The following is a 26,100-nucleotide window of genomic DNA, read 5'->3' on the forward strand; positions in this document are numbered from 1 at the left end:
CGTCACAGGACTCGCGCAACCCGGACCGCTGTGACTCGGTGTCCGTGCCACTACCTCGGTGTCCTGCCGCCGAGGTAGTGCACCGGACACCGAGTGACAGGGCGGTGGCCGGTGCGGGTGGGGCGGGTCAGGCGGACGGCGGGCCCCACTGGCCCGGCGGCGGTTGCTGGGGGCCGGTCGGGGGCTGCGGCGGGTAGCCGCCGGGCTGGCCGTACTGGCCGGGCTGCTGGCCGGGCTGGCCGTACTGGCCGGGCTGCTGACCCGGCTGGCCGTACTGACCGGGCTGCTGACCCGGCTGGCCGTACTGACCCGGCTGGCCGTACGGGCCGGGCTGCTGACCGGGCTGGCCGTACTGGCCCGGGTAGCCGCCGGGACCGCCGGCGTTGCTGCCACTGTTGTCGACCAGCGGGCCGAACGAGCTGCGCACCTGCGGCGGCACGGTCAGGGCGTAGGCGGCGAGGGCGGGCAGGGTGAGCCAGGCGGCGACGACCCAGCCGGTGTCGAGACCGACGTCCTCGCTGTTGATGATGCCGAGGGCGATGAAGCCGGCGACGACGATGCCGCCGAGCACCCCGAGCAGCACGATGCGGTTGCGGCGGGCGTCGGAGACCAGCGTGGTGCCGAAGCCGGCGGCACCGGCGGCGAGCAGGCCGATGATCAGCGCGACGATCGGCGCCCCGCCGAAGTCGTCACCGGCGATCATCGCGAACAGCACGGTGAGGGCGAACAGGCCCGACCCGGCCGCCGAGACCATGAGGGCGGCCGAGACGGTCGAGGTCCAGCCGGCCACCGGGTCGCCGCCCTGGGTGGCGGCCTTGCGCTCGAGCGCGCGCGAGACCGAGAGTCCGGCGGCCACGCCGAGCAACAGGGTGCCGCCGGTGGGGGCGTAACCGCCGCCGTACCACTTGTCGACCTGCGGGAAGCTGAACAGGCCGTCGGGGTCGGAGCCGGCGAACAGGGCGATGGCCAGCACGGTGAAGCCGCTGGTGACGAAGACCCGGCGCCAGGCGACGGCGTCGCCGATCGACTGGAACGCCGGCCACAGCACCACGGCCGCCGGCAGCAGGACGTAGCCGACGAGGAGGAGGACGAACCCCGAGAACGGGTCGAAGATGTCGTAGCCGTCGGCGGTGGCGCCGTGCAGCAGCCACGTCAGGTGCATCAGCACCGTCAGGCCGATCAGGCCGTAGACGGCGTAGGTGGCCGCCGACGTCCAGGTGCGGTCGTCGGCGTGGCCCGGCTGCTCCTCGGCCTGCCGTGGCTGGACGGCGAGCGCGACGCCCGCGAGCCCCATGCCGATGGCCGTGCCCAGCCCGCCCTCGAAGTCGTCACCGAGGTGGATCAGCTCGTTGATGACCGCCGCCAGCACGCTGAGGGCGAACGGGGCGAGCAGGCCGAGCTTGGCCAGCGTGTAGTGCTTGGCGCCCCACCCGGGGACGACGCCCGCCTTGCCGGCGTAGGGGACGGCGATCGCGACGATGCCGACGAGCACCGCGATGATCACCCACCAGTGGTCGCTGCCCTCGTTCTGGGTGTCCCAGCGCATCGGCAGGACCGCGAACAGGCACACGGCAGCCGCGGCGTCGCGGACGTAGTCGGAGATCGGCCAGCCGACGAACGGGTTCGTCTTGGGTGCGGCCGGCGCGCCGCCCACGTAGCCCTGCGGCGGGTAGCCCGGCTGGCCCTGCGGCGGGTAGCCGCCCGGCGGTTGCTGGGGCTGCTGGGGCGGGTAGCCCGGCTGGCCCTGGGGCGCGAAGCCCGGCTGGGGCGGGCCCTGCGGCGGGAAGCCGGGCTGCTGGCCGGGCTGCTCGTACGGCTGCTGGTAGGGCTGCTGGTGCGGCTGGGCCGGCGGCGGTGCCTGCTGCTGGTAGGGCTGCTGGTACGGCTGGGCCGGCGGCGCCTGGTAGGGCGGCGGGGCGTCGGCCGGGCGCACCTGGGTGACGTCGGCGGAGGAGGCGGGAGGCGCCGCGGACGGGTGGTCGTGGCCGGCGGCGCCGAGCGGGCGGCCGCACTGGGCGCAGAACGCCGCGCCGTCCTCGTTGGCGGCTCCGCAGCTGCCGCAGTGGTTGGTCATGTGGAGCTGCCTCCGTGTGGTCGGGGGGTGGTCCCGGCGGCCGGTAGCGGGCCGCTCACCCAGGACAGCGGCAACCTATACCGTGCGCGGCGCCCCTCGTCCGCACTCCACGCCACGTCGAGAGGTCGACCCCGGTGACCCACCAACCCCACCCGCCCACCGAGCCGTCGGGCCGGACTCGTCGCGGCCTCCCGCCGCTGGCGGCGTCCGTGGTCTGGGTGGTCGCGGGCGGGTGCTGGGTGGGGCAGCTGGTGGTGCCGTGGACGTCGTCCGGGCTGCTGTCGCGCTCGAGCCTGGCCGACGCGCTGGCGCTGGTGCGGGCCGGTGGCGTGGGGGAGGCGGTGCCCGCCGGCACGACGGCCGGGGCGCTGGTGCTGCCGGTCGCGGGCGTGGTGCTCGTCGCCCTGGTCGCGGTGCCGACCCGCCTCGGCACGCTCGCCCGGGGCCTGGTGGCGGTGGTCGGCGCGGGCGCGTGGGTGGCGCTGTGGCGCGTCGTCCCGCAGGACGGCGCCGGGCTCGGCCCGGGCGGCTGGCTCGGCGCCGCCGGCGTCGGCGCCGCCGGGCTGGCACTCGTGGCCGAGCTCGTCGTGCGCCGGTCGGCCGGCCGCGCCGTGGCCGTCGTGGGGCTCGTGCTGGCCGTGGTCGGCGCGGGCGCGGTGACCTGGCAGGCCACCCGGCACCGGGTCGGCGCCGACTCGCCCGAGGACGCCGTGCGGCAGCTGGCCGCCGCGGTCGAGCAGCGCGACGCCGTCGCGGCGCTCGCGGTGGTGGCGCCCGACGAGGTCGACGACGTCGTGAGCGCCTACCTGCGCCTGCGCGGTGGCATGGACACGGGCGGTGAGCCCGATGACGGGCCGAGCGTCGCGGACGCCGTGACGATCACGGTCGACGACGTCGAGCTCGAGACCCAGCCCGACAGCACCTCGGGCCCGGACGGTGTCGTCCGGGCCCGGGTGGTGCTGGTGGGCGGCCGCTACGAGGTCGACCTCGACCTCGCCGCGCTGCCGGGGCCGTTCGGCGCCCTCGCCCGGCTGTTCCCCGACGGCGCCTGGCGCGGCGACCTGGCCGACGTCGCCGACGGCCCGGTCGGGCTGTTCGTCGACGACGGGGACGGCGACGGGTCCGGCCTGCTGGCCGCGAGCACCGTGCGGGTCGACGGGCGGTGGTACGTCACCGGCGTCGGCACCGCCGTCGACCGCGTCACGGCCGTCGTCCTGGGCGACGACCTGGCCACGCCCGACCTGGGCGAGCTACCCGACCTGCTGCTCGACCGCCTCGGTGAGGGGCTGGCCGACCGGCTGGGCGAGCGGCTCGGCGGCTAGCGCCCGCGGCCGGCGCAGGTGCATGGCCACGCCCACGGCGAGCGCGAGGGCGGTGAGCACCGCCGCGGCCGTGAAGGCCTCCTGCGCGCCGGAGACGAACGAGCCGGGCGTGGCGGCGGCCGCGAAGACCGTCACCACCACCGACAGGCCGACCGCCCCGCCGAGCTGCTGGAAGGTCTGCAGCAGGCCGGACGCCGAGCCGGCGTGCTGCGGGTCGACGCCGCCGAGCACGATCGTGCTGACCGGCATGAACAGCAGGCCGGCCGAGACGCCGTTGAGCAGCATCGGGCCGAGCAGCGCCGCCACGTAGCCGTCGCCCGACGAGAGCAGGCTCAGCCAGAGGAAGCTGGCGGTGAGGCCGGCCGCGCCGGTCACGATCATCGGCGTGGGGCCGACGAGGGCCAGGATGCGCGGGGTCACCCGCGACATCGCGAAGATGCCGAGCGTCAGCGGCAGGAAGGCCAGGCCGGAGGCCATCGGGCCGAAGCCGAGCTCGCCCTCGATGAACTGCACGGCGAGGAAGAACATCGACAGCTGGCCGCCGACCACGAGGCCGATGACGGCCAGGCCGCCGACGCGGCGCGGGTCGCGCACCAGCTCGGGACGCACCATCGGGTGCGCCACCCGGCGCTCGGTGGCGACGAGCAGGGCGATCAGCGCGGCGCCGAGGCCGAGCCCGGCGAGGGTGCGCACCGACGTCCAGCCGTGCTCGGGCGCGCCGATGAGCGACCACACCACGGCGACCGCACCGCCGGTGGCGGCGAGCGCGCCGACGACGTCGAAGCGGCCCGGACGACGCGGGGTCTCGTCGAGCAGGCGCCGGGTCAGCGCGAGGACGGCGAGGCCGACGGGCACGTTGATGAACATCGTCCAGCGCCACGAGCCGACCTCGGTGAGGACGCCGCCGAGCAGCAGGCCGATCGACATGCCGCCGGAGGTGACGGCGCCGAACAGCGCGAGCGCGCGGTGGCGGGCGGCGTCGTCCGGGGCACTGGTGGTGAGCAGGGCGAGGACGCCGGGCGCGGCCATCGCGCCGCCGACGCCCTGCAGGGCGCGGGCCGCGACGAGCATCTCGGGCGAGAGGGCCAGGCCGCCGAGCAGCGAGGCGAGGGTGAAGACGCCGATGCCGATCTCGAACATGCGGCGGCGTCCGAGGACGTCGCCCAGCCGGCCGCCGAGCAGCAGCAGGCCGCCGAAGGCGAGGGTGAAGGCGTTCAGCACCCACGACAGCCCGGCGGGGGTGAAGTCGAGGGCGTCGTCGATGTGGGGGAGCGCCACGTTCACGACGGTGGCGTCGAGGATGAGCATGAGCTGGGCGACCAGCACGAGCGCGATGCCGGCGGCGGCGCGGCCGGCGCCGGCGGGCAGGTCGGTCGGGAGGTCGGACTGCCGGGTGGCGCCGCCCGTCGTCCGGGCGCGCAGGGGTGTGTCGAGGGACATGAGGTGGAGGTCCTGTTCTGGCCGGAACGGCCGACGTAGGCTTTAATGGAGGAACTCTCCGGTTCGTCTGGAACGATACGGAGACTGTCTCCGTTTAGCAAGTGCCTGGACCGAGGAAAGGCGAGGTGACCCGTGCGGGCCGACGCGAAGCGCAACCGCGACCGCATCGTCGAGGCGGCGCGCGAGGTCTACCGCGAGCACGGCTACGACGCCCCGCTCGACCTGGTCGCCAAGCGCGCGGGCGTCGGCGCGGGCACCCTCTACCGCCACTTCCCCAGCCGCGACGTGCTGGTCGACGCCGTCATGCAGGGCTGGATCGACCGCGTCACCGAGGCCACCGAGAAGGTGCTCGCCTTCGAGGGGCCCGACCGCGACCTGCTGCTCGCCTGGTTCGACACCTACGCGGGGCTGGTCAGCCTGCACAAGGGCGGGCCGGCCAAGATCACCCGCGCGATGGGCGACCCCGCGTCGCCGATCCGCAGCAAGTGCACGGTGCTCACCGGCGCCGCCGGCCAGGTGATCGACGTCCTCGTCGACCGCGGGGCGCTGCGCGAGGGCACCGACCCGGTGCAGATGTGCCGGCTCGTGGGCGCCGTGGCCGCCACCGCCGAGGTCGGCGAGCTCGACGACGCCGCCGTCCGCCCGATGCTCGAGGTGCTCGCCGACGGGATGCTCGCCCAGCGCTGACCGGACGCGCCGCGGCGCCCGGCCGGGCGCTCGATAGATTGAGGGTCGTGCCCGAGCCCCGCCCCGCCAGCCAGCCCGGACTCGACACCGTCGCCGTCGCCGCGGGCGACCCCGACCGCGAGCAGCCCTGGTCCGAGCTGGGCCTGAAGGCCGACGAGTACCGCGAGATCCGGCAGATCCTCGGACGGCGGCCGACGTCGTCCGAGCTGGCGATGTACTCGGTGATGTGGAGCGAGCACTGCTCCTACAAGAGCAGCAAGGTGCACCTCAAGCAGTTCGGCGAGCTGCCGCAGACCACGCCGCGCGGGCCGCTGCTGGCCGGCATCGGCGAGAACGCGGGCGTGGTCGACATCGGCCAGGGCTACGCGGTGACCTTCAAGGTCGAGAGCCACAACCACCCGTCGTACGTCGAGCCCTACCAGGGCGCGGCCACCGGCGTCGGCGGCATCGTGCGCGACATCCTCGCGATGGGCGCGCGGCCGGTGGCGGTGATGGACCCGCTGCGCTTCGGCCCCCTGGACGCCGCCGACACCCGCCGGGTGCTGCCCGGGATCGTCGCCGGGGTGGGCGGCTACGGCAACTGCCTCGGCCTGCCCAACATCGGCGGCGAGGTGGTCTTCGACGAGACCTACCTCGGCAACCCCCTGGTCAACGCGCTGTGCGTGGGCGTGCTGCGCCACGACGACCTGCACCTGGCCGCGGCGTCCGGCGCCGGCAACCGGGTGATCCTCTACGGCGCCCGCACCGGCGGCGACGGCATCGGCGGCGTCTCGGTGCTGGCGTCGGAGACGTTCGACTCCACCGGCCCGGCCAAGCGACCCAGCGTGCAGGTCGGCGACCCGTTCATGGAGAAGCTGCTCATCGAGTGCACCCTCGAGCTGTTCGCGGCCGGGCTGGTCGCCGGCATCCAGGACCTCGGCGGCGCCGGGCTCTCGTGCGCCACCTCCGAGCTGGCCAGCGCCGGCGACGGCGGCATGCACGTCGAGCTCGACCGGGTGCCGCTGCGCGACGCCACGCTCGCGCCCGAGGAGATCCTGATGAGCGAGTCGCAGGAGCGGATGATGGCGGTGGTCGAGCCCGGCCACGTCGAGGCCTTCCTGCGCATCTGCGCCAAGTGGGACGTCGAGGCCGTCGTCGTCGGCGAGGTCACCGACACCGGCCGGCTGCACGTCGACTGGCACGGCGAGCGGGTCGTCGACGTGCCGCCGCGCTCGGTGGCGCACGACGGGCCGACCTACCGGCGACCGTTCGAGCGGCCGGGCACCCAGGACGCGCTGCAGGCCGACGTCGCCGAAGCGCTGCCGCGGCCCGGCCGCGGCGGGGCCGGTGACGGACTCGCCGACGAGCTGCGTGGCACCGTGCTGCGGCTCGCCGCCAGCCCCAACCTCTGCGACCGGTCGTGGGTCACCGACCAGTACGACCGCTACGTGCGCGGCGACACCGTGCTCGCCCAGCCCAGCGACGCGGGCGTCGTCCGCATCGACCCCGACACCGGCCTCGGGCTGGCGCTGGCCACCGACGGCAACGGCCGCTACGCGCGGCTCGACCCCTACGCCGGCGCGCAGCTCGCGCTCGCGGAGTCCTACCGCAACGTGGCCACCAGCGGCGCGGTGCCGGTGGCGGTGAGCGACTGCCTCAACTTCGGCTCCCCCGAGGACCCCGCCGTCATGTGGCAGTTCGCCGAGGCCTGCCGCGGCCTGAAGGACGCGTGCGCGACGCTCGGCCTGCCGGTCACCGGCGGCAACGTCTCGCTCTACAACCAGACCGGCGCGACGGCGATCCTGCCGACGCCGGTGGTGGCGGTGCTCGGCGTCGTCGACGACGTCACGCGGCGCACGCCGTCGTCGTTCGCGGCCGGGTCGGCGGGCGAGGTCGTCGTCCTGCTCGGCGAGACGCGTGACGAGCTCAGCGGCTCGGAGTGGGCGCACGTCGTCCACCAGCACCTCGGTGGGCGGCCGCCGGCCGTCGACCTGGAGGCCGAGCGCGCGCTGGCCGCGCTGCTGCACGAGGGCGGCCAGGGCGAGCAGGGCCTGCTCACCTCGGCCCACGACCTCTCCGACGGCGGGCTGTCGCAGGCGCTGGTCGAGGCGTGCCTGCCCGGCATGACCGGCGTGAGCGTGACGCTGCCGGGCGACCCGTTCGTGGCGCTGTTCAGCGAGTCGGCCGGCCGGGTGCTGGTCACCGTGGCCGAGGCCGACCTCGACGCGCTCACCGCGCTGGCCGAGCGGCACGGCGTCCCGGCCACCCGCCTCGGCACCACCGGCGGCGACGACCTCGTGGTCGGCGGCGACCACGGTCGCTTCGGCGTCAACCTGCTCGAGCTGCGCTCGACGTGGATGGCGACGCTGCCGGCCGCGATGGCCTGAGGGACCCCCCGCCGGCGCCGACCGGGGCTCAGGCGAGGTAGTGCGTCAGCAGGTCGACGACCTGCTTGATGTCGTCGATCTCGGCGAGCGCGGCGGCGGTGCCCTCGTCGTCGAGCGCCTCGACGTCGAGCAGCCCGAGCTCGGCGACGCGGACGTGCAGGTCGCGCACGGTGGCCGCGACGTGCTGCTCGACGATGTCCATGAGGCAGCCAAGCACGTGTGGCCGACGCGCGCGGGCGTTCTGCACAGGTGGCCGTGGCGGGCGTCGGTCTAGGTTGGGGCCGGTGCGTGTGCTCGTGTCGTTCGCCGGTGGCCGCGGCCACCTGCTGCCGCTGCTTCCGCTGGCCCGCGCGCTGCGGGACGCCGGTCACCGGCTGGTGCTGAGCGGCGGGCACCGCGCCGTCGCCGGGATGGCCGGCACCGGCCTGTTCGACCAGGTGCTGCCGCACGACCGGCTGGGTCAGCCACCGCCCGAGCCGCCCGACGGCGGCACCGGCGACCTCGACCTGACGCCGCTCGAGGTCGAGGCCGAGCGCATCGGTAGCGGCTGGGCCGGGCGGATGGGGCCGCGCAACCGGGTGCGCACCGCGGGGGTGCTCGAGCGGTGGCCGGCCGACCTGGTGCTGTGCGACGAGATGGACTTCGGCAGCGTGGCCGCCGCGCGCGACGCCGGCCTGCCGTGCGTGGTGGTCGACGTCATCGCGAGCGGTGCCCTCACCCGCCCCGAGCACGTGACCGGGCCGCTCGCCGACCTGGGGCTCGACGTCGTGACCGCGAAGGGCGACCTGCCGGTGGTGCCGTTCCCGCCCTGCCTGCGCGACCCGGCGTTGCCGCTGCCGGCGGGCGCGGCCGTGGTGCGGCCGGAGGAGCCGGCCGCACCCGACGGGCCCGAGCCGGACGCCGTCGGCTGGCTGCGCGCGCACGACGGGCCGCGGGTCTACCTGACGCTCGGCACCGTCTTCAACACCGGCTCCGGCGACCTCTTCGCGCGCCTGCTCCGCGGCCTCGCCGGGCGCGGCGCGCGGGTGCTGGCCACCGTGGGCCGCGAGGTCGACCCGGCGCGGGTCGGGGTGTCGGCGGACGACGTGCGCGTCGAGCGGTTCGTGCCGCAGGCGCAGGTGCTGCCGGCGGTCGACGTGGTGGTCAACCACGGAGGGTCGGGCAGCGTCGTCGGGGCGCTGGCGCACGGCGTCCCCGTGGTGGCGGCGCCGCTGGGGGCCGACCAGGAGCTGAACGCGGCGCGGCTGACCGCGCTCGGGGCCGGCCTCCGGCTCGACCCGGTGACCACCGCCGGGGACGACGTGTGGCGAGCCGTGAGCAGTGCTCTCGAGACGGGTCCGCGGGCCGCCGCCCGGCAGGTGGCCGACGAGGTCGCGGCGCTGCCGGTCGTGGCGAGCCTGGTGTCGCGGGTCGACCGGCTCGTAGGGTCGACGTTGTGACCGGTGCCGACCCCGAGGGGAGCCTCTTCGCCTGCCCCGGCTGTCGGGGCACCGAGTTCGAGCCGGGCTTCATCGACGACGACCGGCAGGGCCGCATCCGCTGGCTCGCCGGGCCGATCGAGCGTGGGCCGATGGGCAACGCCCGCAAGCTGGGGCGGCGCAAGGCGTCGGTGGTCGCGCACCGCTGCGTGCGCTGCTCGCGACTCGAGCTCTACGCGAGCGACCGGTGACCCGCCTGCGGCGCCGCGGCCTGCTCGGCCTGGCCGGGGCGGTCGCGCTGGCGGCGGCCGGCTGCGGGGAGGATGACGACGTGAGCGAGCCCGGCACCGAGACCAGTAGCGGCACGACGGACGGCCCGCGCCGCGTCACCTACGGCGACGACCCCAGCCAGTTCGGCGAGCTCTCGCTGCCCGCGGGCGACCCGCGCGGCGTCGTGGTCGTCATCCACGGGGGGTTCTGGAGCGCCGCCTACGGCCTCGACCTCGGGCGGCCCCTGGCGGCGTCGCTGGTCGAGGAGGGCTGGGCGGCCTGGAACCTGGAGTACCGCCGGGTCGGCGACGGGGGTGGCACGCCCGCCACGTTCGACGACGTCGCGGCCGGCATCGACGCCCTGGCCGGGCTCGACCTCGACCTCTCGACCGTCGTCACCGTCGGCCACAGCGCCGGCGGCCACCTCGCGGTGTGGGCGGCCGGACGGCAGCGCTACGGCTGGTCGGACGGCGGGGTCGCGGTGACCCACGCGGTCTCGCAGGCCGGCGTCCTCGACCTGGTGGCCTCCGAGCGCGACGGCCTCGGCGGCGGTGCGGCGGCCGCGCTGCTCGGCCACGTGCCCGCCGAGGGCGAGGACGAGAGGTACGACCCGCGGCAGCAGGTGCCGCTCGACGTCCCGGTCTGGTGCGTGCACGCCGGCGACGACACCACCGTGCCGATCGCGCAGTCCGAGACCTACGTCGCCGCGGCCACCGCCGCCGGCGCCACCGCCGAGCTCATCGAGGTCGACGGCGGCCACTTCGCCGTCATCGACCCCACCACCCCCGCCTGGGACGCCGTCCTCACCCTCCTCGACCAGATCTGACGCTGACCCGTCAGACATGTCTGACGGGTCAGCGTGAGATCGCCGGTGACCCGTCGGACATGTCCGACGGGTCAGCGTGGGGGGCGGCGGGTCAGTCGGCCTTGCGCATGGTGCGGAGGCCCACGACGAGGCCGAGGGCGGCGACGGCGGCCGCGGCGATCGCGCCCTGGGCGACGGTGCCGACCGGGAAGGTGCCGGCGAACAGCGCGCGCTCGGCCTCGACGATGTAGCCCAGCGGGTTCAGGTCGGCCAGCAGCCGCAGCCAGCCGGGGGCGCCGTCGTCGACCGGCAGCAGGACGCCGGCCAGCAGCAGCAGCGGGAAGATGAGGGTCTGCTGCACGGTCCAGAACAGCCAGTCCTGCCCCTTCGAGACCAGCGCCAGCGCGAACGACAGCGCGCCCACGCCCACGCTGAACAGGGCGAGGACGACGGCGCCGAGCAGCACGTGCGCGAGGTGCAGGTCGAAGCCGAACGGCGTCACCACGGCGACGATCAGCGCCGCCTGCGCCAGCATCGGGACGATCTCCTTCATCGACCGTCCGACCAGCAGCGAGGTGCGGCTGAGCGGCGAGACCAGCAGCCGCTCGTGCGAGCCGCTGTTGATCTCCATCGAGAGGTTCGAGCCGGTCATCGAGGCGCCCATGAGCGCGGTCATCGCGATGATGCCGGGCACGAACCACTGCAGTGCCGAGCCGTCGCCCACGTCGGGCAGCAGCGGGGTGAACAGGGCCAGGAAGACCAGCGGCTGCACCATCGCGAACAGCACGGACGCCGGCTCGCGCAGCATCGGCTTCAGCTCGCGCAGCATGACGTTCCAGGTGTCGGCCACCAGGCCGGGGGCGCGGCGCTCGGCGGGCCCTGTGGTGGTCAGCGGGGTGTCGAGGGTGGTGGTCATGCGGCGACTCCGTCCTTCTCGGTCTGCTCGTCGTGGGTCTGCTCGTGGGCCTGGTCGTGGGTCTGGTCGTGCGTCTGGTGCTCGTTGCTCTCGCGCAGGCTGCGGCCGGTGAGGTCGAGGAAGACGTCGTCGAGGGTGGCGCCGGCGACCTCGATGCGCGCGACGGTGACGCCCGACGCCGCCAGGTCGGTCACCAGCGACGCGGCGAGGTCACGGCCGTGCGCGACGCGGACGGCGACGTCACGGCCGGAGCGCTCGACGGTGGCACCCGCGAGCCGGGCCGCGCGCTCGGCGGCCGCGCGGGCGTCGTCCTCGTCGGTGAACCCGAGGGAGACCAGGTCGCCGAGGCCGGCCTTGAGGCGGGTGGCGGTGTCGTCGGCGATGACGAGGCCGTGGTCGATGACGATCACGCGGTCGGCGATCGCGTCGGCCTCCTCGAGGTAGTGCGTGGTGAGGACGACGGTGGTGCCGAGCTCGCGGTTCAGGCGCACCACCTGCTCCTGCAGGTTGACCCGGTTCTGCGGGTCGAGGCCGGTCGACGGCTCGTCGAGGAACATCAGCCGCGGCCGGTGCACCAGCCCGATGGCGACGTCGAGCCGGCGGCGCTGGCCGCCCGACAGCGTGGAGACCGGACGCCGGGCGTGCTCGGTGAGGTCGAAGGCCGCGAGCAGCTCGTCGGCGCGGGCGTTCGCCTCGGCGCGGCGCATCCCGTGGGCGCGGGCCTGGCTGACGACCTCGTCGCGGCCGCGCTGCTGGTGGCCGGCCGCGTTGCCCTGGCCGACGTAGCCGATCGCGCGTCGCACGGCCGCCTGCTCGCGGACGACGTCGTGCCCGGCCACCTCGGCCGTGCCCGACGTCGGCGCGATGAGGGTGGTGAGCATCCGCAGCGTCGTCGACTTGCCGGCGCCGTTGGGGCCGAGGAAGGCGACGAGCTCGCCGTCGGCGACCTGGAGGTCGAGGCCGCGCACCGCCTCGACCGGGCGGCCGTGCCGGGTGAAGGTCCTGGTCAGCTGGTGGGTCTGGATCACCGGACCGCTCGGGTTCTGGTTCATGGGCATCACGCTAGGTAGCATTGCGGTCAGGTTCTGTCCTCTATCGAGATCAGTCTGGATCCATGTCCACCAGCGCCCGCATGCTCTCCCTGCTCTCGCTGCTCCAGACCCACCGCTGCTGGCCCGGCGACGAGCTGGCCGCGCGGCTCGAGGTCAGCGGCCGCACCCTGCGCCGCGACATCGAGCGGCTGCGCGACCTCGGCTACGCCGTCGACGCCTCGCGCGGCGTGGCCGGCGGCTACCAACTGCAGGCCGGCGGCCAGCTGCCGCCGCTGGTGCTCGAGGACGACGAGGCGGTGGCGATCGCGGCCGGGCTGCGGTCGGCGGCGGCCGGGTCGATCGGCGGCATCGAGGAGACCGCGGTGCAGGCGCTGACCAAGGTGATCGGGCTGATGCCGCCGCGGCTGCGGCGCCGCATGGACGCGCTGACCTCGGTGACCGAGGCGCCGGCGCCGTGGCGCTCCGGGCCGACGGTGGCGGCCGGCGTCCTCACCACGCTGGCGCAGGCCTGCCGCGACGACGAGGCGCTCACCTTCGACTACACGCCGCCGGGGCGCGAGGCCGCGCAGCGGCGGGTCGAGCCGCACCGGCTGGTCTCGCTCGGACGCCGCTGGTACCTCGTGGCCTACGACCGCGACCGCCACGACTGGCGCTCGTTCCGCGTCGACCGGCTCGCCTCGCCGGCCACCACCGGCCAGCGGTTCCGCCCACGCGAGCTGCCGGCGTCCGACGCGCTGAGCTTCGTGCAGGCCGGCATCCGCCAGATCCCCGCGCGCCACGCGGTGCGGGTGCGGGTCGACTCGCCCGCGCAGCCGGTGCGGTGGGCGGTGGGGCACTGGGGCGAGGTCGAGCCCGTCGAGGGCCGCGACGACGCCTGCGAGCTGGTGATGAACGTCGACGACCTGTCCTGGCCGGTGATGGTCCTCGCCCAGGTCGGCGCGCCGTTCGAGGTCGTCTCACCCCCCGAGCTGCGCACCGCCTGCGCCGAGACCGCCGCCCGCTTCTCCGCCGCCAGCCGATAGTCCCTGACGTTTGAGGGGTCCTCCGGGCCGTTCGACCCCGCAAACGTCAGGGACTACCGCGACGAGGCCGCGAACCGGGCGCGCAGGTAGGCGGCCACGAGGGTCTCGAGCTCGGCGACGACGGGACGACGCTCGGCCGGGTCGAGAGGGGCGCGCACGAGGGTGTGGCGCACCGTCTCGACGCACAATTCGACGACCCGCCGGCGCTCGGCGGGCGGGGTGTCGACGCCGGCCCGCTCGAGCGCCGTGGCGAACAGGTCGACCAGCCGCTCGCGCACCTGGTGGGCGGGGGAGTCGGGCCGCTCGGGCGGCAGGTCCTCGGTGAGCCGGTAGTAGCCGGGGTGGGTCAGCTGCAGCGCCGCCGCCTGCCGCACCAGCCCCGCGGCGACGTCTCCGACGTCGGTGCCGGGGCGGACGTCGTCCAGCAGGCGCGTGTAGGTGCGCAGCACGTCGTCGAGGTAGCGGACGGCGAGCGCGTCGACGAGGTCGTCGATGCTGCGGAAGAACCGGTAGAGGCTGCCCACCGAGACGCCCGCGCGCGCGGCGATCGAGCGGGTGCCGGCCGCGGCGACCCCGACCTCGGCGATCTCGGCCTCCGCCGCCGCCAGCACCCGCTCGACGGTCTCGCGCGACCGCCCCTGCTGCGGAGCGGTCCTCACCAGGTGCCCACCGGGCTCACCCCGCCGTGATGCTGCCGTCGGGGTTGCGGCGGCAGGTGAGCGTCGCGCCGCCCGTCGTCCACGCCACCGACAGGCACTGGCCGAGCACCTGGTGGCCGGCCGCGCTGGGGTGCCACGACTCCTGGCAGGTCTGGTAGTAGTCGGAGCAGGTGTCGGTGACCCGCTTGATGTCGAGCTTGTCGAAGGGCCCGAAGCTCTCGACGAACGTGCCGCTCGGGCCGTCCATCACGCGCAGCGGCGTCGGCAGCGCGCCGGCCGGGCTGCCTGGGTTCTCGCACAGCCGGGCGCCGTCGAAGGCGTGCTGCACGTTCAGGTAGGTGACGTCGACGCCGGGTCGCTCGGCGCGCAGCGTGGCCGCGGCACCGGCGACCATCGTGCCGAGGCCCTGCGAGAACCGGTGGGCCGGCGCGAGCGAGGCGACGTCGGCGGGGCAGCCCGCGGCGTAGCGCTCGTCGACGAGGGCGCGGTACTTGTCGCGCTCGTCGTCACGGCCGTCTTCGGTCAGGTAGTCCTCGGCGTAGGCCTCGGGCAGCGGGTTGGTGTAGTCCTGCAGCACGACCCGGTGGACGCCGTCCGCGTCGACCTCGTCGAGCACGTCGAGCAGCTGGCGCAGCGCCGCCGTCGTGTCGGCCTGAGCGGCGGCGAACTGGTCGGGGTTCGCGAGGTCGGCGTCGGTGCACGGGTCCTCGTTGAGCTCGGTGCCATTGATCCAGTTGAGGAGGTCGATCCAGACCTCCCACCAGCCGGTGTAGCCGTCGCCGACGAACCGGCCGGCGCACTCGGCGGCCACGGTGCCGAAGGTGAAGTGGCTGTTGTTCGAGCCCAGGCCGACCAGGACGACGTCCACGTCGTGGGTCTGCGCCACCGTGCGCAGCTGGTCGAGCTGGGCGGCGACGCCACGACCGCCCTCGCGGGCCGACGACGGGCTCGCGAAGTCGGCCGGCTGGGCGCCGGAGCAGGCGAGGTTGACGCGCTGGGTGATGCCGGGCAGGTCGGCGACCTGGATCGAGGCGTTGGCCGAGCGGTGGCAGAAGTAGGGGTCGGCGTTGTCGGCGCTCCACCCCGGGAAGTCGCGGGTGGCGCCCGACTGGTCGACCACCGGCTGGTACGCCCCGGCGCCCTCGCCGCTGACGAAGCTGTCGCCGAGCGCCACCGCGGTGGGCGGCAGCTCGGCCGCCGCCGGCGCCGCGTCAGGGGGTGCCGGCGCCGCGTCGTCCGCGCTCGCCGGGCCTCCCAGCCCGGCCGCCATGACCCCGATCGTGAGCAGGCCGGCGGCTGCCGACGTCCATCGAACCCTCATCGTTCATCCCCTCCCGAGATGCGAACCGTCGTTCGCATTCGACTCCTCCGGGGCGCCGGCGGGTAGGGGGATCTCCCTCGTCCTCAGACCCGGCGGACGGATCGGCGGGTCTCGGGGCCGGGGCCGGGCTGGCAGGTGGGGCACCACCAGGTGCGGCGGTGGTCGGGGTCGTTGGGGATCTCGTCGGCCATCCGGACGACGGTGCCGCAGCGCAGGCACGGACGCCGCTGGCGGCCGGCGACCCAGTGGTCCTCGCCGCGCCGGGACAGGCCGGTGGTGACCTGGTAGGCGCCGGGGACGGTGGCGGAGTGGTGCAGGGCGGTGGCGGCGCGGGCGAGCAGGGCGTCGACGTCGACGTCGCCGATCGGCGTCCACGGCGAGACGCCGGTGAGGAACGCCAGCTCGTTGACCCACAGGTTGCCGAGCCCGGCCACGAGCCGCTGGTCGAGCAGTGCCGAGACGAACGGGCGGCCGGGGTCGGCGCGCAACCGGCGGGCGGCCTCGGCGGCGTCCCAGTCGGCGCGCAGCGGGTCGGGACCGAGGTGCCCGACGACCTGCGCCTCGTCGGCGGTCGCGACCAGCTCGAGGTCGTGCAGCCGCAGCCCCCACAACGTCTCGCCGGTGTCGAGGCCGAGCACGAGCCGCACCTGCGACATCAGCCGCGACGGCAGCCGCTTGCCGCGGCGCGTGAGCGACCACTCGCCGTCCATGCGCAGGTGGCTGTGCAGGCTGACCGGGACGTCGTCGCGCGGACCCGGACCGAACCGCGTCAGCAGGTGCTTGCCGTGCGTGTCGTGCCCGAGCACGGTGCGTCCGGCGAGGTCACGGGTGGCCAGGCGCGGCACCCGCAGGTCGGAGCGGACGACGGTGCGCCCCCGCAGCTGCCGGTCGAGCCGCCGGGCGAGCTTGTAGACGCTGTCGCCCTCCGGCACGCCTCCATGATGGCGCGCTACGCCGGGACGGCGACCACCCGCTCGGCTGGGGCCGGCTCACCCAGCGGCGGCGCGTCGCGCCAGACCCGCGGGCGCGGCACCGAGCGCACGGTGCGGCTGCAGGTGGGGATCAGCGCGGTGGCGGCGACGACGAGGCCGAGCGCGAGGACGGCGCGCTCGCCGCCGAACCAGGCCAGCGCCCCGCCGGCGAGCAGCGGCGCGAGGGGCATCGCCGCCATCGAGACGAACTGGCTGAACGACTGTGCCCGACCCACCAGCTCGGGCGGGGTGACAGTGAGCCGGTAGGCGCCGATGCCGGCGTTGCCGGCCGGGTTGAACAGCAGCACCAGCCCGAGCGCGGCGGCCACGACGAGCGGGGTGCTCCACAGCGCCATCGGCACCAGCAGCGGCAGGAAGCTCCAGGCGACGGTGATGGTCAGCCAGCCGGTGGGCAGCCGCTCGATCAGCCACGGCGCGACGACCGCGCCGAGGATGCCGGCCGCCCCGGCCGCGGTCTCGACCAGGCCGAGGTGCAGCGGGTCGACGCCGTCCTCGATCAGACGCAGCACGGCGACGAAGAAGACCGCGTTGACGACGAGGTTGGTCAGCGCCGACCACGCCAGCAGGGTGCGGAACAGCGGATGACGCAGCACGAAGCGGGCGCCCTCGGCGAGGTCGGCCCGCACCCGGCGGCGGGGCGCGCCGGCCGGGCGGGCGGCGGGGGAGAGGTCGGTGCGCAGTCGTCCGATCAGCAGCCACGACAGGGCGTAGGTGACGGCGTCGGCCAGGAACGGCAGCCACCGCGCCACCGCGAACAGGACGCCGCCCAGCGGCGCCCCGACGAGCGAGGCGACGTGCTCGCGCGCCTGGTTCTGCGACAGCGCGGCAGGCAGGTCCTCACGCGGGACGACGGTGCGCACCGCCGAGGTCTCGGCCGGTGCGAACGCCCCGGCGCACACGCCGGTCAGCAGGGCCACGACGAGCAGGTGCGGCACGGTGAGGGACCCGGCGAGCCCGGCGACGGCGAGCGAGGCGTAGAGCAGGGCGCCGGTGCCGCTCGCCGTCCGCATCACCCGCCGTCGGTCGACGCGGTCGGCCAGGACGCCGCCGGGCAGCAGTGCGCCGGCCACGCCGAGCAGGTGCGCCGCCTCGAGGGCGGCGGCCACGAGCGCGGAGCCGGTGAGCGCGTAGCCGAGCAGCGGGAAGACGAACATGCTCACCCGGCTGCCGAGCGTCGAGATGGTCTGGGCGACCCAGAGCACCTGGAAGTCGTGGTTGCGAGCGAGGGATCGGAAGCCGGTCACGATCCGCACCATATGTTGCGCAACTTATGTTGCGCAATAGTGCGTGCGCATTTGTCGCTAGGCTGGCGGCGTGCCGCGAGACGACGTCGTCCACGACCCCCAGGTGCTGCGCGCCATCGCGCACCCCGTGCGCAACCGGATCCTGAGCGAGCTCGACGCCCAGGGCTCGATGCGGGCCGCCGACCTGGCCCGCGAGCTCGGCGTCCCGGCCAACCAGGCGAGCTTCCACCTGCGTCAGCTGGCCAAGTACGGACTGGTCGAGGAGGACCCCGACGCCGCGCGCGACCGCCGCGACCGGGTGTGGCGTGCCGCCCACGCCGGCGGCCTGCGCATCGACCTGCGCGAGCTCGAGGCGGCACCGGGCGGCAAGGCCGCCGCGCGGGTCTTCCGGCGCAACGCGGCGGCGTGGGCGCACGTGCTGGTCGACCGGGTCTTCTCGGCCGAGCGCGAGCCCGACGAGCACCGCAGCAGCTCGGAGTCGGCGCTGCGACTCACCAAGGACGAGGCGACCGAGCTCACCACCGAGATCGGCGAGCTGGTGCGCCGCTACGCCGAGCGCGGCCAGGTGGCAGGCCCCGACGACGACCGCCGCACCTACGCGCACTTCTCGCTGCTGCTGCCCCACCCCGGGCTCGAGGCCGACGAGACCGGGGACGACGCCTGATGCCGGCCCGCCTGCGTCTCGCCCCCGCGGTCGAGGTCGCCGCCGCCCTCGACCGCGTCGCCGCGACCCCGCCCGACGAGCGCCCCGACCGCGCCGACCTCAAGCTGCTGGTCAAGCACTTCCTCGCCGTGCTCGAGACCCGGGCGCCGGGCCGGTCGGTGGAGGTGCGGGTGCCGCCGTACGCGGCCGTGCAGGTGGTGCCCGGCGTCCGCCACGCCCGCGGCACGCCGCCCGCCGTCGTCGAGACCGACGCCCTCACCTTCATCGCCCTCGCCACCGGCGAGCTCACCTTCGACGACGCCCGCGCCGACGGCCGGCTCACGGCGTCCGGCGAGCGCACCGACCTCTCGCCGTACCTGCCCCTCGTCGATAGTCCCTGACGCAGATCAACGTTCCGGCGTCGAAATCCTTGACTTGCGTCAGGGACTACCGCTCGCGACCTATCGCGATAGTTCGGCCTGGCGGATAGTCCCGGACGTTTGCGGGGTCGACACGTCGTCAGGACCCCGCAAACGTCAGGGACTATCCCCCGGGCGGGCGGCACCCGAGGTCGGTCTAGGTTGGCTGGCATGAGCGAGGAGACGACGGCGGGGCTGAGCACCGAGACGGTCAGGAGCCGGGTGGCCGAGCTGATGCCGGGCATCCGCAGCGACCTCGAGGACCTCGTGCGCATCGAGTCGGTGAGCGCCGACCCGGCGCGCGCGAGCGAGGTGCAGCGCAGCGCCGAGGCCGTCGTCGAGCTGTTCCGTGCCGAGGGGTTCGACGACGTCCGCATCGTCTCGATCGACGGCGGCGCGCCCGCCGTGATCGCCCACCGCCCCGGCCCGGACGGCGCCCCGACCGTCCTGCTCTACGCCCACCACGACGTGCAGCCCGAGAACGACCACGCGCTGTGGGACAGCCCGCCGTTCGAGCCCACCGAGCGCGGTGACCGGCTCTACGCGCGCGGCGCGGCCGACGACAAGGCCGGCATCGCGGCCCACCTCGGCGCGCTGCGGGTCTTCGGCGAGCACTACGGCGACACCCCGCCCGTGGGCGTCACGATGTTCATCGAGGGCGAGGAGGAGGTCGGCTCCGAGACGTTGCCCGAGCTGCTGCGCGAGCACCAGGAGGCGCTGCGCGCCGACGTCATCGTCATCGCCGACTCCGGCAACTGGGACATCGGCGTCCCCGCGCTGACCACCAGCCTGCGCGGCCTGGTGCGCGTCGACGTCGAGGTGCGCACGCTGACCCACGCCGTCCACTCCGGCATGTGGGGCGGGCTCGTGCCCGACGCGATCATGGCGCTCATCCGCCTGCTGGCGAGCCTGTACGACGACGACGGCGCCCTGACGATCGAGGGGCTGCACAGCGGGCCGGCCGCCGACGTCGAGTACCCCGAGGAGCGGCTGCGCGCCGAGAGCGGCGCCACCGCCGACGTCCACTGGGTCGGCCGCGGCCCCGTCGTCGAGCGGCTGTGGACCCAGCCCGCGCTGACCATCACCGGTCTCGACGCCCCCAAGGTCGACGGCGCCAGCAACACCCTCTCGCCCACGGCGCGCGCCAAGCTGAGCCTGCGCATCGCCCCCGGCGACACCACCGAGAGCGCGCTCGCGGCGCTCACCGCGCACCTGGAGAAGCACGTGCCGTGGGGCGCCACCCTCACCGTCACCACCGTCGACACCGGCGAGGCCACCGCCATCGACGCCACCGGGCCCGCCTACGACGCCGCCCGCGCCGCCTTCACCGAGGCCTGGGACGGCACCGAGCCGGTCGACATGGGCGTCGGTGGGTCGATCCCGTTCATCGCCGAGTTCCTCGAGACCTTCCCCGAGGCGAGCGTGCTCGTCACCGGCGTCGAGGACCCCGACACCCGCGCCCACGGCGCCAACGAGGGCCTGCACCTCGCCGAGTTCGAGCGTGTCGTGGTCGCCGAGGCGCTGCTGCTGCGCAACCTGGCCCGCTAGCGGGGACGACGGTGCGCGCGGCCACGCTCGACTTCCTGCTGCGCCACCGCCGCACGCGACTCGAGCCGCTGACCCAGCGTCTGGTCGACCGCATCGAGGCCGGCAACCCCGGCTACCGCGAGTCGGGGCTGGTGCCGCACGACGACCTCGTCCGCTCGTGCCGCGACAACGTGGCGCGGGTGCTCACCATGCTGGCCGACGCCGCGCGCGTGCGCTCGCTGCACGCCGGGGTGGACGACGACGTGCTCGCCCCCGCGCGCGAGACCGGACACCGCCGCGCCGAGCAGGGGCTGCCGCTGGACGACGTGCTGCGCTCGTTCCGCATCGGCGGCGCGTTGATCTGGGAGGACCTGGTCGACCAGGGCGGTCCCGCGCTCGACGCCCAGGAGCTGCGCGAGATCGGCACCCGGCTCTGGGTCGTCGTCGACGAGACCTCGGCCGCCGTGGCGCAGGCCTACCACCAGCACGAGCGCGCGCTGGTGCGTGCCGACGAGCAGCAGCGGGCCGAGCTCTGGGAGGGTGTGCTCGGCGGACGCGCCCGAGAACCGGGGTTCGCCCACGACGCGGCGCTGCTGCTCGACGTCCCGGTCGACGGCGACTTCCTGGTGGTGGTCGCCGAGCACCTCGACCCGCGGCGGGCCGCCGCGGTGCTCGCGCCCCACGCCACCGCCTGGGTGCGGCGGGCGGACGGCGTCGTCGGCCTGCTCGCGCTGCGCGGCCCCGACCCGGACGACGCCCTGGCCGGGCTGCGCGAGGTCGCCGCGGCCGGCGGCGCGGCCCTCGGCGTCTCGACGACCGTGCACGGTCTGGCGGCGGTCGACGAGGGCCTGCGGCGCGCGAGCCTGGCGCTGCGGGCGCAGGGCGAGACGCCGGGCCTGGCGGCGCTCGACGACCGGCTGCCCGAGGCCCTGCTGCTGCGCTGCCCCGACCTCGCGACGTTGCTGCTCGACCGGTGGGTGCGGCCGCTGCGCGCGCTGCCGCCGTCCGAGACCCGCGCGCTGCTGCAGACCCTCGCGGCCTGGGTCGCCCACGCCGGCTCGGCGACCGGGGCCGCGGCCGCCGTCCCGTGCCACCGCAACACGGTGGTCAACCGGCTGAACCGGGTGGCCGAGCTGTGCGGCGTGGCCGTCGACGGCGGCGTCCTGACCGAGGTCGACCTCGCCCTGCGCGCCGAGCGGATGGGCCTGCCGACGTCGCCCTGACCGAGCCCGTCCCGACCACGCAGTCGTTGTGCAGAGTGCACAGCGAAGTCGCCCCGATGCTGGGCTGCGGTCCTCTGCCGCGCCGGCGTGACCGCTGTCATAGTGGAGCGACCATCTAGGCGTAGCGGGGTGCTCCGTGCCGGACGTCCGTCCGGCGCTCCCGTTGCATGGGGAGACACGTGACGACCTTCGACCGACCCGACCCGTCCAGCGACCTGCACAGCGGCCTGCACGGCGACCCGCGGAGTGGAGCCGGGCCCGCGCCCGGGCTGCGACGGCGCAGCTTCATCGGCTACGTGCTGGCCGGCAGCACCCTGACCGTGGCGGCCGACCTGGGCCTCGGTCGGCCCGCGCGGGCCGAGGTGCCGTCGGGCCCGCAGGTGCCCGAGCTCTACGACCTCGAGGACCTCCAGACCGACTCGGCGCTGCCGACGTCCCACCTGATCCGCGTGGTGATCGAGAAGGACGGCACCGCCTCCTTCGCGCTGCCCCGGACCGAGGTCGGCCAGGGCATCATCACCTCGACCACGATGATCCTGGCCGAGGAGCTCGACCTCCCGATGGACAAGGTCAAGGTGCGGCTGGCGAAGGCACGACCCGAGCTGCTGCTCAACCAGCTCACCGGCGGCTCGAACACCACCTTCTCGACCTACACCCCGATCCGGGTGGCCGGTGCGCTCGCGCGCGAGCGGCTGCTGCGTGCGGCCGCCGTCCTGTTCGGCACCACCGTCGACCGGCTGTTCACCACCGGCGGGGTGGTCAGCGACGCCCTCGGCAACAGCGCGACCTACGGCGAGCTCGCCTCGGACGCCGCCAGCCAGGTCGTCGAGGCCGTCGAGGTCGTGCTGCGCCCGAAGGAGGACTTCCGGCTCGTCGGCAAGCCGCGCAACCGCACCGACGCGCACGACGCGGTCACCGGCCGCAAGAAGTTCACCACCGACCTCGACGTCCCCGGCGCGCTGCCGACGATGGTGTGCCGGGCTCCCACCCACGGCGGCACCCCGAAGCGGCTGCGCAACAAGGCCGCGGTGCTCGCGCTGCCCGGGGTGACCCACGTGGCGGTGGTGCCCACGGGGGTCGCCGTGCGGGCGCGCACCTTCGGCCAGTGCATCGACGCGATCCGGCAGATGGAGGTCGACTGGAACCCCGGCCCGGCCGCGGGCGAGTCCGACAAGACGGTGCTCTCCAAGCTGCGCGGGGGCGAGCTGCCGATGGCGGTGCCCGACGTGCCGCTGCTCGCCGAGCAGGTCGACACCCGGTTCACCTTCGCCTTCCGCAGCAGCGCGGCCCTCGAGCCGTACGCCGCCATCGCCGACGTCCGACCCGACCGGGCGACGGTCTGGGCGGGGTTGAAGGTGCCGATCCTGGCCCAGCAGAACGTCGCCCAGGCGGTGGGGCTGCCGCAGGACAAGGTCACGGTGAACGTCGTCACCGGTGGCGGGTCGTTCGGCCACAAGCTGTTCGGCGACCACGCCATCGAGGCGGCGACCATCTCCAAGGCGATGGGCAAGCCGGTCAAGCTCATGTGGCACCGCGCCGACGAGCCCCGCCAGGGCCGGCTGCACCCGATGGCCACCTCGCGGGTGCGCGCCACGATGCTCGGCGGCGAGGTGCTCAGCTTCGAGCAGCGCCACACCAGCGTCACCACCGACTTCAGCCACGGCCTCGGCGAGATGATCACCTCGCAGGCCGACGAGCTCGACCCGATCGGGCTGGGCGGGCTGAGCTTCGCCGAGACGATCTTCAGCCTCACGCAGGAGCTGCCCTACAACTTCGGCGTCGTGACCCAGCTGCTCAACGAGCCGCTGGAGTTCGAGGACGTCTTCAGCACCGGCAGCATGCGCAACATCTACTCGCCCGACACGTGCGTGGCCTCCGAGCTGACCATCGACCAGCTCGCCCGCAAGGCCGGGCTCGACCCGCTCGCCTTCCGGCTGAAGTTCCTCAAGAACGAGCGCGTCATCGCGGCGCTGAAGACGGTGGCCCGCGAGGGCGGGTGGGGACGGCGGATGCCGGCCGGCACCGCGCAGGGCATCGCGATCCACAAGGAGTACAAGGGCTGCACAGCGGTGCTCGCCGAGATCGACTGCCGCCCGCAGACCGTCAACCGCGACCTCGGCAAGGAGACCGTGACCGGGCCGCGCGTCACGAAGGTGGTCATCGCCGTCGACGTCGGCCTGGCCATCAACCCGCGGGGTCTCGAGGCCCAGATGCAGGGCGGGGCCATGGACGGCATCGCGCTCACCCTCACCAGCTCGTGCCACCTGCGCGACGGCCGGTTCCTCGAGGCCAGCTGGGACAACTACTTCTACACGCGCCAGTGGAACGTGCCCAAGCAGCTCGAGGTGCACGTCATGCCGTCCGACTCCGAGACCCCCGGCGGCGCCGGCGAGGCCGCCGTGGGCTCGACCGCCGCGGCGGTGGCCTGCGCCTACGCCCGCGCCACGGGCCGGGTGCCGACGTCCTTCCCCATCAACCACGACCAGCTGTCGTTCAAGCCGAAGTCGTTCGAGCCGCCCGTGCCGCCCTCGCCGACCAACGGCCTGAAGCTGGCGCGCTGAGGAGCCGACCCATGCCGAAGCAGACCTTCATCCTCAACGGCCGCACCGTGACGGTCGACGTGAACGACGACGTGCGCGTGCTCTGGGTGCTGCGCGACCTGCTCGGGGTCACCGGCCCCAAGTACGGCTGCGGCATCAACGTGTGCAAGGCGTGCACTTCGCACGTCAACGGCCTGGCCTTCAACCCGTGCTCGGTGCGGGTGGGCGACCTGAAGCCGAACGACCGGGTCACCACCATCGAGGGCCTCGCCGACACCGCGCCCGGTGAGCTGCACCCGATGCAGCGCGCCTGGCTCGAGCAGGACGTCTCGCAGTGCGGCTACTGCCAGCCCGGTCAGATCATGGCCGCGGTGGCGCTGGTCAAGCGGCTGCGGCGGGAGGGGCGCGAGCTGCGCGACTCCGACCTCGACCAGATCCGCAACATCTGCCGCTGCGGCACCTACTTCCGCATCCGCGAGGCCATCGAGCAGGGCGCGCGCGCGATGCGCTGACCCGTCGCGAACCGGCGCCACGCACAATCGAGGGGTGTCGACGACGTCCTGGCCGCCCGGCCTCGTGCCCCTGCACGTCGGCGCCGACCACCCGGCGCTGCTCGCGCTCACCCTGGTGCTGGCCTTCGGGCCGTTCGTGCTGCTGGGCGTGGTGATGTGGCGGCGCCGGCGTCTCGAGGAGCACGACGGGACGCCGGCCGAGGCGTCGGGCGACGGCACCACGGACGACGCGGACGACGCGGCTCAGCGCGAGAGGTAGTCGCGCCCGACCCTGTTCTCGGCCTTGAGGGCCTTGAGCAGCAGGTCGGCGATGAGCCCCTCGAGCTTGCCGCCGACGACCGGGATCTTCACCTTGACGGTGAGCTCGACGGTCTCGACCACCCCGGCGCCGTCCTCGACGAGCACCGCGGTGCCCTTCATGTCGCCCGGCTTGCCGGGGATGGTGACGGTGATGTCGCCGTGGGTGGCGCTGGTCCAGGACTCCTCCTGGACGATGTTGGTCTCGTCGCCCACGATCTTCTTCGCGAAGCCGGGCACGCCCTGGGTGGGCTGCCACTGGTCGATGCGCACCTGCTTGGCGCCGTCGGCGCCGGGCGTGACGTCGACCTCGACCTTGGTCACGCCCTGGGAGCGGCAGACCTCCTCGCGGAACGCCGGGTCGGCCAGCATCGCCGCCACCTGGTCGATGCTCGCGTCGTAGTGCATCTCGTGCCGGATCGTCTTCGCCATCGCGGGCGCCCCCTTCTGCCGTGCCGCCGTGCGGCCCGCCTCGGGCCGCCGTCGGACCGCATCATGCCGGGCGCGTGCGACACGGCGTCCACCCTCTCGTCCTAGCCTGGCCCGGTGACAACCGACGAGGACTTCGTCCGCTTCGGCGAGCAGGGCGCCCAGCTGACCTACGGCTCCTACCTGCGGCTGCCGCAGCTGCTCGACGCCCAGCACCTCGAGTCCGACCCGCCCGAGCACGACGAGCTGCTCTTCATCACCATCCACCAGGTCTACGAGCTGTGGTTCCAGCAGCTGCTGCACGAGGTGACGGCGGCCCGCGACGCGATGACCCGCGGCGAGCTGTGGTGGGCGCAGCACCTGCTCGCCCGCGTGCACGTGATCGAGCGGGTGCTGGTGCAGCAGGTCGACGTGCTCGAGACCATGACCCCGCAGGACTTCGGCCGCTTCCGCCAGCGGCTCGCCCCGGCCAGCGGCTTCCAGAGCGTGCAGTTCCGCGAGCTGGAGTTCGCCTCCGGCGCGAAGGACGCCGCCTACCTCGAGCGGTTCCGCGGCCTCACCGCCGACGAGCGCGCCCGGCTCGACCAGCGGCTGGCCGAGCCGACGCTGTGGGACGCCTTCCTCCACGTCCTGCGCGCCCATGACCTGCCCGCCGGCACCGACGAGGACGTCGTCGCCTCCGTGCGCACCGCGGCCCACGACCGCGCCCGGTTCGCCGCGGTGTGGGCGCTGGCCGAGGCGCTGCTCCAGCACGACGAGCTCGCCGCCAGCTGGCGCGCACGGCACGTGGTGATGGTCGAGCGGATGATCGGCCACAAGTCCGGCACCGGCGGCTCCAGCGGCGCGGCCTACCTCCGCGGCCGGCTGCCCCTGCAGTACTACCCGCTGCTGTGGGAGGTCCGAAGCCGGCTGTGACGACCGG

The 26,100-nt window shown here is 74.7% G+C and carries 25 protein-coding genes; 15 read left to right on the top strand and 10 right to left on the bottom strand.

The features are described 5' to 3' along the window. Positions 1-127 precede the first annotated feature (127 nt). Positions 128-2,074, bottom strand: coding sequence for a zinc ribbon domain-containing protein (locus tag ABEA04_RS03950; protein ID WP_345454731.1), 1,947 nt, complete (start codon positions 2,072-2,074; stop codon positions 128-130). 134 nt (positions 2,075-2,208) lie between these two features. On the opposite strand from ABEA04_RS03950, the gene ABEA04_RS03955 reads away from it, so the two are divergent. Continuing rightward, the gene (locus ABEA04_RS03955; protein WP_345454733.1) at positions 2,209-3,396 is read left to right on the top strand and encodes a hypothetical protein; all 1,188 of its coding nucleotides are present in this window, start codon (positions 2,209-2,211) and stop codon (positions 3,394-3,396) included. Here the strand turns inward: ABEA04_RS03955 and ABEA04_RS03960 are convergent. Beyond that, positions 3,325-4,836 (bottom strand): MFS transporter, encoded by a 1,512-nt coding sequence (locus ABEA04_RS03960; RefSeq protein WP_345454735.1) that lies wholly within the window; start codon positions 4,834-4,836, stop codon positions 3,325-3,327. The genes ABEA04_RS03955 and ABEA04_RS03960 overlap by 72 nt on opposite strands. A gap of 132 nt (positions 4,837-4,968) precedes the next feature. Here ABEA04_RS03960 and ABEA04_RS03965 point away from each other — a divergent pair, with 132 nt between their 5' ends. Together ABEA04_RS03965 and purL are read left to right on the top strand one after the other, a co-directional pair. Continuing rightward, positions 4,969-5,523: a TetR/AcrR family transcriptional regulator gene (locus ABEA04_RS03965; protein ID WP_345454737.1), complete on the top strand. Its 555-nt coding sequence runs from the start codon at positions 4,969-4,971 to the stop codon at positions 5,521-5,523. Positions 5,524-5,570: 47 nt separating this feature from the next. Further along, the gene (gene purL / locus ABEA04_RS03970) at positions 5,571-7,889 is read left to right on the top strand and encodes a phosphoribosylformylglycinamidine synthase subunit PurL (protein WP_345454739.1); all 2,319 of its coding nucleotides are present in this window, start codon (positions 5,571-5,573) and stop codon (positions 7,887-7,889) included. A 28-nt stretch (positions 7,890-7,917) separates the two neighbouring features. Here the strand turns inward: purL and ABEA04_RS03975 are convergent, their stop codons facing one another. Beyond that, positions 7,918-8,091, bottom strand: coding sequence for a hypothetical protein (locus ABEA04_RS03975; RefSeq protein WP_345454741.1), 174 nt, complete (start codon positions 8,089-8,091; stop codon positions 7,918-7,920). A gap of 82 nt (positions 8,092-8,173) precedes the next feature. Between ABEA04_RS03975 and ABEA04_RS03980 the strand changes: the two genes are divergently transcribed. The 3 genes from ABEA04_RS03980 to ABEA04_RS03990 are packed head-to-tail and all read left to right on the top strand — an operon-like array spanning position 8,174 to position 10,403. Next, positions 8,174-9,328, top strand: coding sequence for a glycosyltransferase (locus tag ABEA04_RS03980; RefSeq protein WP_345454743.1), 1,155 nt, complete (start codon positions 8,174-8,176; stop codon positions 9,326-9,328). After that, a complete protein-coding gene (locus tag ABEA04_RS03985; RefSeq protein ID WP_345454745.1) occupies positions 9,325-9,558 on the top strand; it encodes a hypothetical protein in 234 nt (77 codons plus the stop codon). Before ABEA04_RS03980 ends, ABEA04_RS03985 begins: the two co-directional genes overlap by 4 nt. Beyond that, positions 9,555-10,403, top strand: a complete 849-nt coding sequence (locus ABEA04_RS03990; RefSeq protein WP_345454747.1) for an alpha/beta hydrolase — start codon at positions 9,555-9,557, stop codon at positions 10,401-10,403. The genes ABEA04_RS03985 and ABEA04_RS03990 overlap by 4 nt, the downstream gene beginning before the upstream one ends. Before the next feature lie 91 nt (positions 10,404-10,494). Here the strand turns inward: ABEA04_RS03990 and ABEA04_RS03995 are convergent, their stop codons facing one another. After that, positions 10,495-11,298, bottom strand: coding sequence for an ABC transporter permease (locus ABEA04_RS03995; RefSeq protein WP_345454749.1), 804 nt, complete (start codon positions 11,296-11,298; stop codon positions 10,495-10,497). Beyond that, the gene (locus ABEA04_RS04000; RefSeq protein WP_345454751.1) at positions 11,295-12,350 is read right to left on the bottom strand and encodes an ABC transporter ATP-binding protein; all 1,056 of its coding nucleotides are present in this window, start codon (positions 12,348-12,350) and stop codon (positions 11,295-11,297) included. The genes ABEA04_RS03995 and ABEA04_RS04000 overlap by 4 nt, the downstream gene beginning before the upstream one ends. 62 nt (positions 12,351-12,412) lie before the next feature. Here ABEA04_RS04000 and ABEA04_RS04005 point away from each other — a divergent pair, with 62 nt between their 5' ends. Next, a complete protein-coding gene (locus ABEA04_RS04005; protein WP_345454753.1) occupies positions 12,413-13,372 on the top strand; it encodes a helix-turn-helix transcriptional regulator in 960 nt (319 codons plus the stop codon). Between the two features lie 53 nt (positions 13,373-13,425). On the opposite strand, the gene ABEA04_RS04010 is transcribed toward ABEA04_RS04005, so the two are convergent. The 4 genes from ABEA04_RS04010 to ABEA04_RS04025 form a co-directional block, all read right to left on the bottom strand. Then, positions 13,426-14,031: a TetR/AcrR family transcriptional regulator gene (locus tag ABEA04_RS04010; RefSeq protein ID WP_345454755.1), complete on the bottom strand. Its 606-nt coding sequence runs from the start codon at positions 14,029-14,031 to the stop codon at positions 13,426-13,428. Between the two features lie 16 nt (positions 14,032-14,047). Beyond that, positions 14,048-15,301, bottom strand: coding sequence for an SGNH/GDSL hydrolase family protein (locus ABEA04_RS04015; RefSeq protein ID WP_345454757.1), 1,254 nt, complete (start codon positions 15,299-15,301; stop codon positions 14,048-14,050). A gap of 134 nt (positions 15,302-15,435) precedes the next feature. After that, positions 15,436-16,284, bottom strand: a complete 849-nt coding sequence (locus ABEA04_RS04020; protein WP_345454759.1) for a DNA-formamidopyrimidine glycosylase family protein — start codon at positions 16,282-16,284, stop codon at positions 15,436-15,438. Between the two features lie 17 nt (positions 16,285-16,301). Then, the gene (locus ABEA04_RS04025; protein WP_345454761.1) at positions 16,302-17,588 is read right to left on the bottom strand and encodes an MFS transporter; all 1,287 of its coding nucleotides are present in this window, start codon (positions 17,586-17,588) and stop codon (positions 16,302-16,304) included. Positions 17,589-17,658: 70 nt separating this feature from the next. Between ABEA04_RS04025 and ABEA04_RS04030 the strand changes: the two genes are divergently transcribed. From ABEA04_RS04030 to ABEA04_RS04060, 7 genes are all read left to right on the top strand, one after another. Next, on the top strand, positions 17,659-18,252 hold the full coding sequence (locus ABEA04_RS04030) for a helix-turn-helix domain-containing protein (protein ID WP_345454763.1): 594 nt from the start codon (positions 17,659-17,661) through the stop codon (positions 18,250-18,252). Further along, positions 18,252-18,632, top strand: a complete 381-nt coding sequence (locus tag ABEA04_RS04035; protein WP_345454765.1) for a sterol carrier family protein — start codon at positions 18,252-18,254, stop codon at positions 18,630-18,632. Before ABEA04_RS04030 ends, ABEA04_RS04035 begins: the two co-directional genes overlap by 1 nt. Before the next feature lie 189 nt (positions 18,633-18,821). Beyond that, positions 18,822-20,198, top strand: coding sequence for a dipeptidase (locus tag ABEA04_RS04040; RefSeq protein ID WP_345454767.1), 1,377 nt, complete (start codon positions 18,822-18,824; stop codon positions 20,196-20,198). A gap of 11 nt (positions 20,199-20,209) precedes the next feature. Continuing rightward, on the top strand, positions 20,210-21,400 hold the full coding sequence (locus ABEA04_RS04045) for an RsbRD N-terminal domain-containing protein (RefSeq protein WP_345454769.1): 1,191 nt from the start codon (positions 20,210-20,212) through the stop codon (positions 21,398-21,400). A gap of 179 nt (positions 21,401-21,579) precedes the next feature. Further along, entirely contained in the window at positions 21,580-23,961 is a 2,382-nt protein-coding gene (locus ABEA04_RS04050; protein WP_345454771.1) for a molybdopterin cofactor-binding domain-containing protein, read from the top strand. An 11-nt stretch (positions 23,962-23,972) separates the two neighbouring features. Continuing rightward, a complete protein-coding gene (locus ABEA04_RS04055; RefSeq protein WP_345454773.1) occupies positions 23,973-24,452 on the top strand; it encodes a (2Fe-2S)-binding protein in 480 nt (159 codons plus the stop codon). A 34-nt stretch (positions 24,453-24,486) separates the two neighbouring features. Then, positions 24,487-24,711, top strand: coding sequence for a hypothetical protein (locus tag ABEA04_RS04060; protein ID WP_345454775.1), 225 nt, complete (start codon positions 24,487-24,489; stop codon positions 24,709-24,711). On the opposite strand, the gene ABEA04_RS04065 is transcribed toward ABEA04_RS04060, so the two are convergent. Continuing rightward, entirely contained in the window at positions 24,696-25,181 is a 486-nt protein-coding gene (locus ABEA04_RS04065) for a DUF2505 domain-containing protein (RefSeq protein WP_345454777.1), read from the bottom strand. The two genes, ABEA04_RS04060 and ABEA04_RS04065, sit on opposite strands and share 16 nt — an antisense overlap. Positions 25,182-25,295: 114 nt before the next feature. Between ABEA04_RS04065 and ABEA04_RS04070 the strand changes: the two genes are divergently transcribed. Continuing rightward, positions 25,296-26,093: a tryptophan 2,3-dioxygenase gene (locus ABEA04_RS04070; RefSeq protein ID WP_345454779.1), complete on the top strand. Its 798-nt coding sequence runs from the start codon at positions 25,296-25,298 to the stop codon at positions 26,091-26,093. Positions 26,094-26,100: the final 7 nt, after the last annotated feature.

This window comes from Nocardioides marinquilinus (assembly GCF_039543705.1).
Taxonomy (GTDB): domain Bacteria; phylum Actinomycetota; class Actinomycetes; order Propionibacteriales; family Nocardioidaceae; genus Nocardioides; species Nocardioides marinquilinus.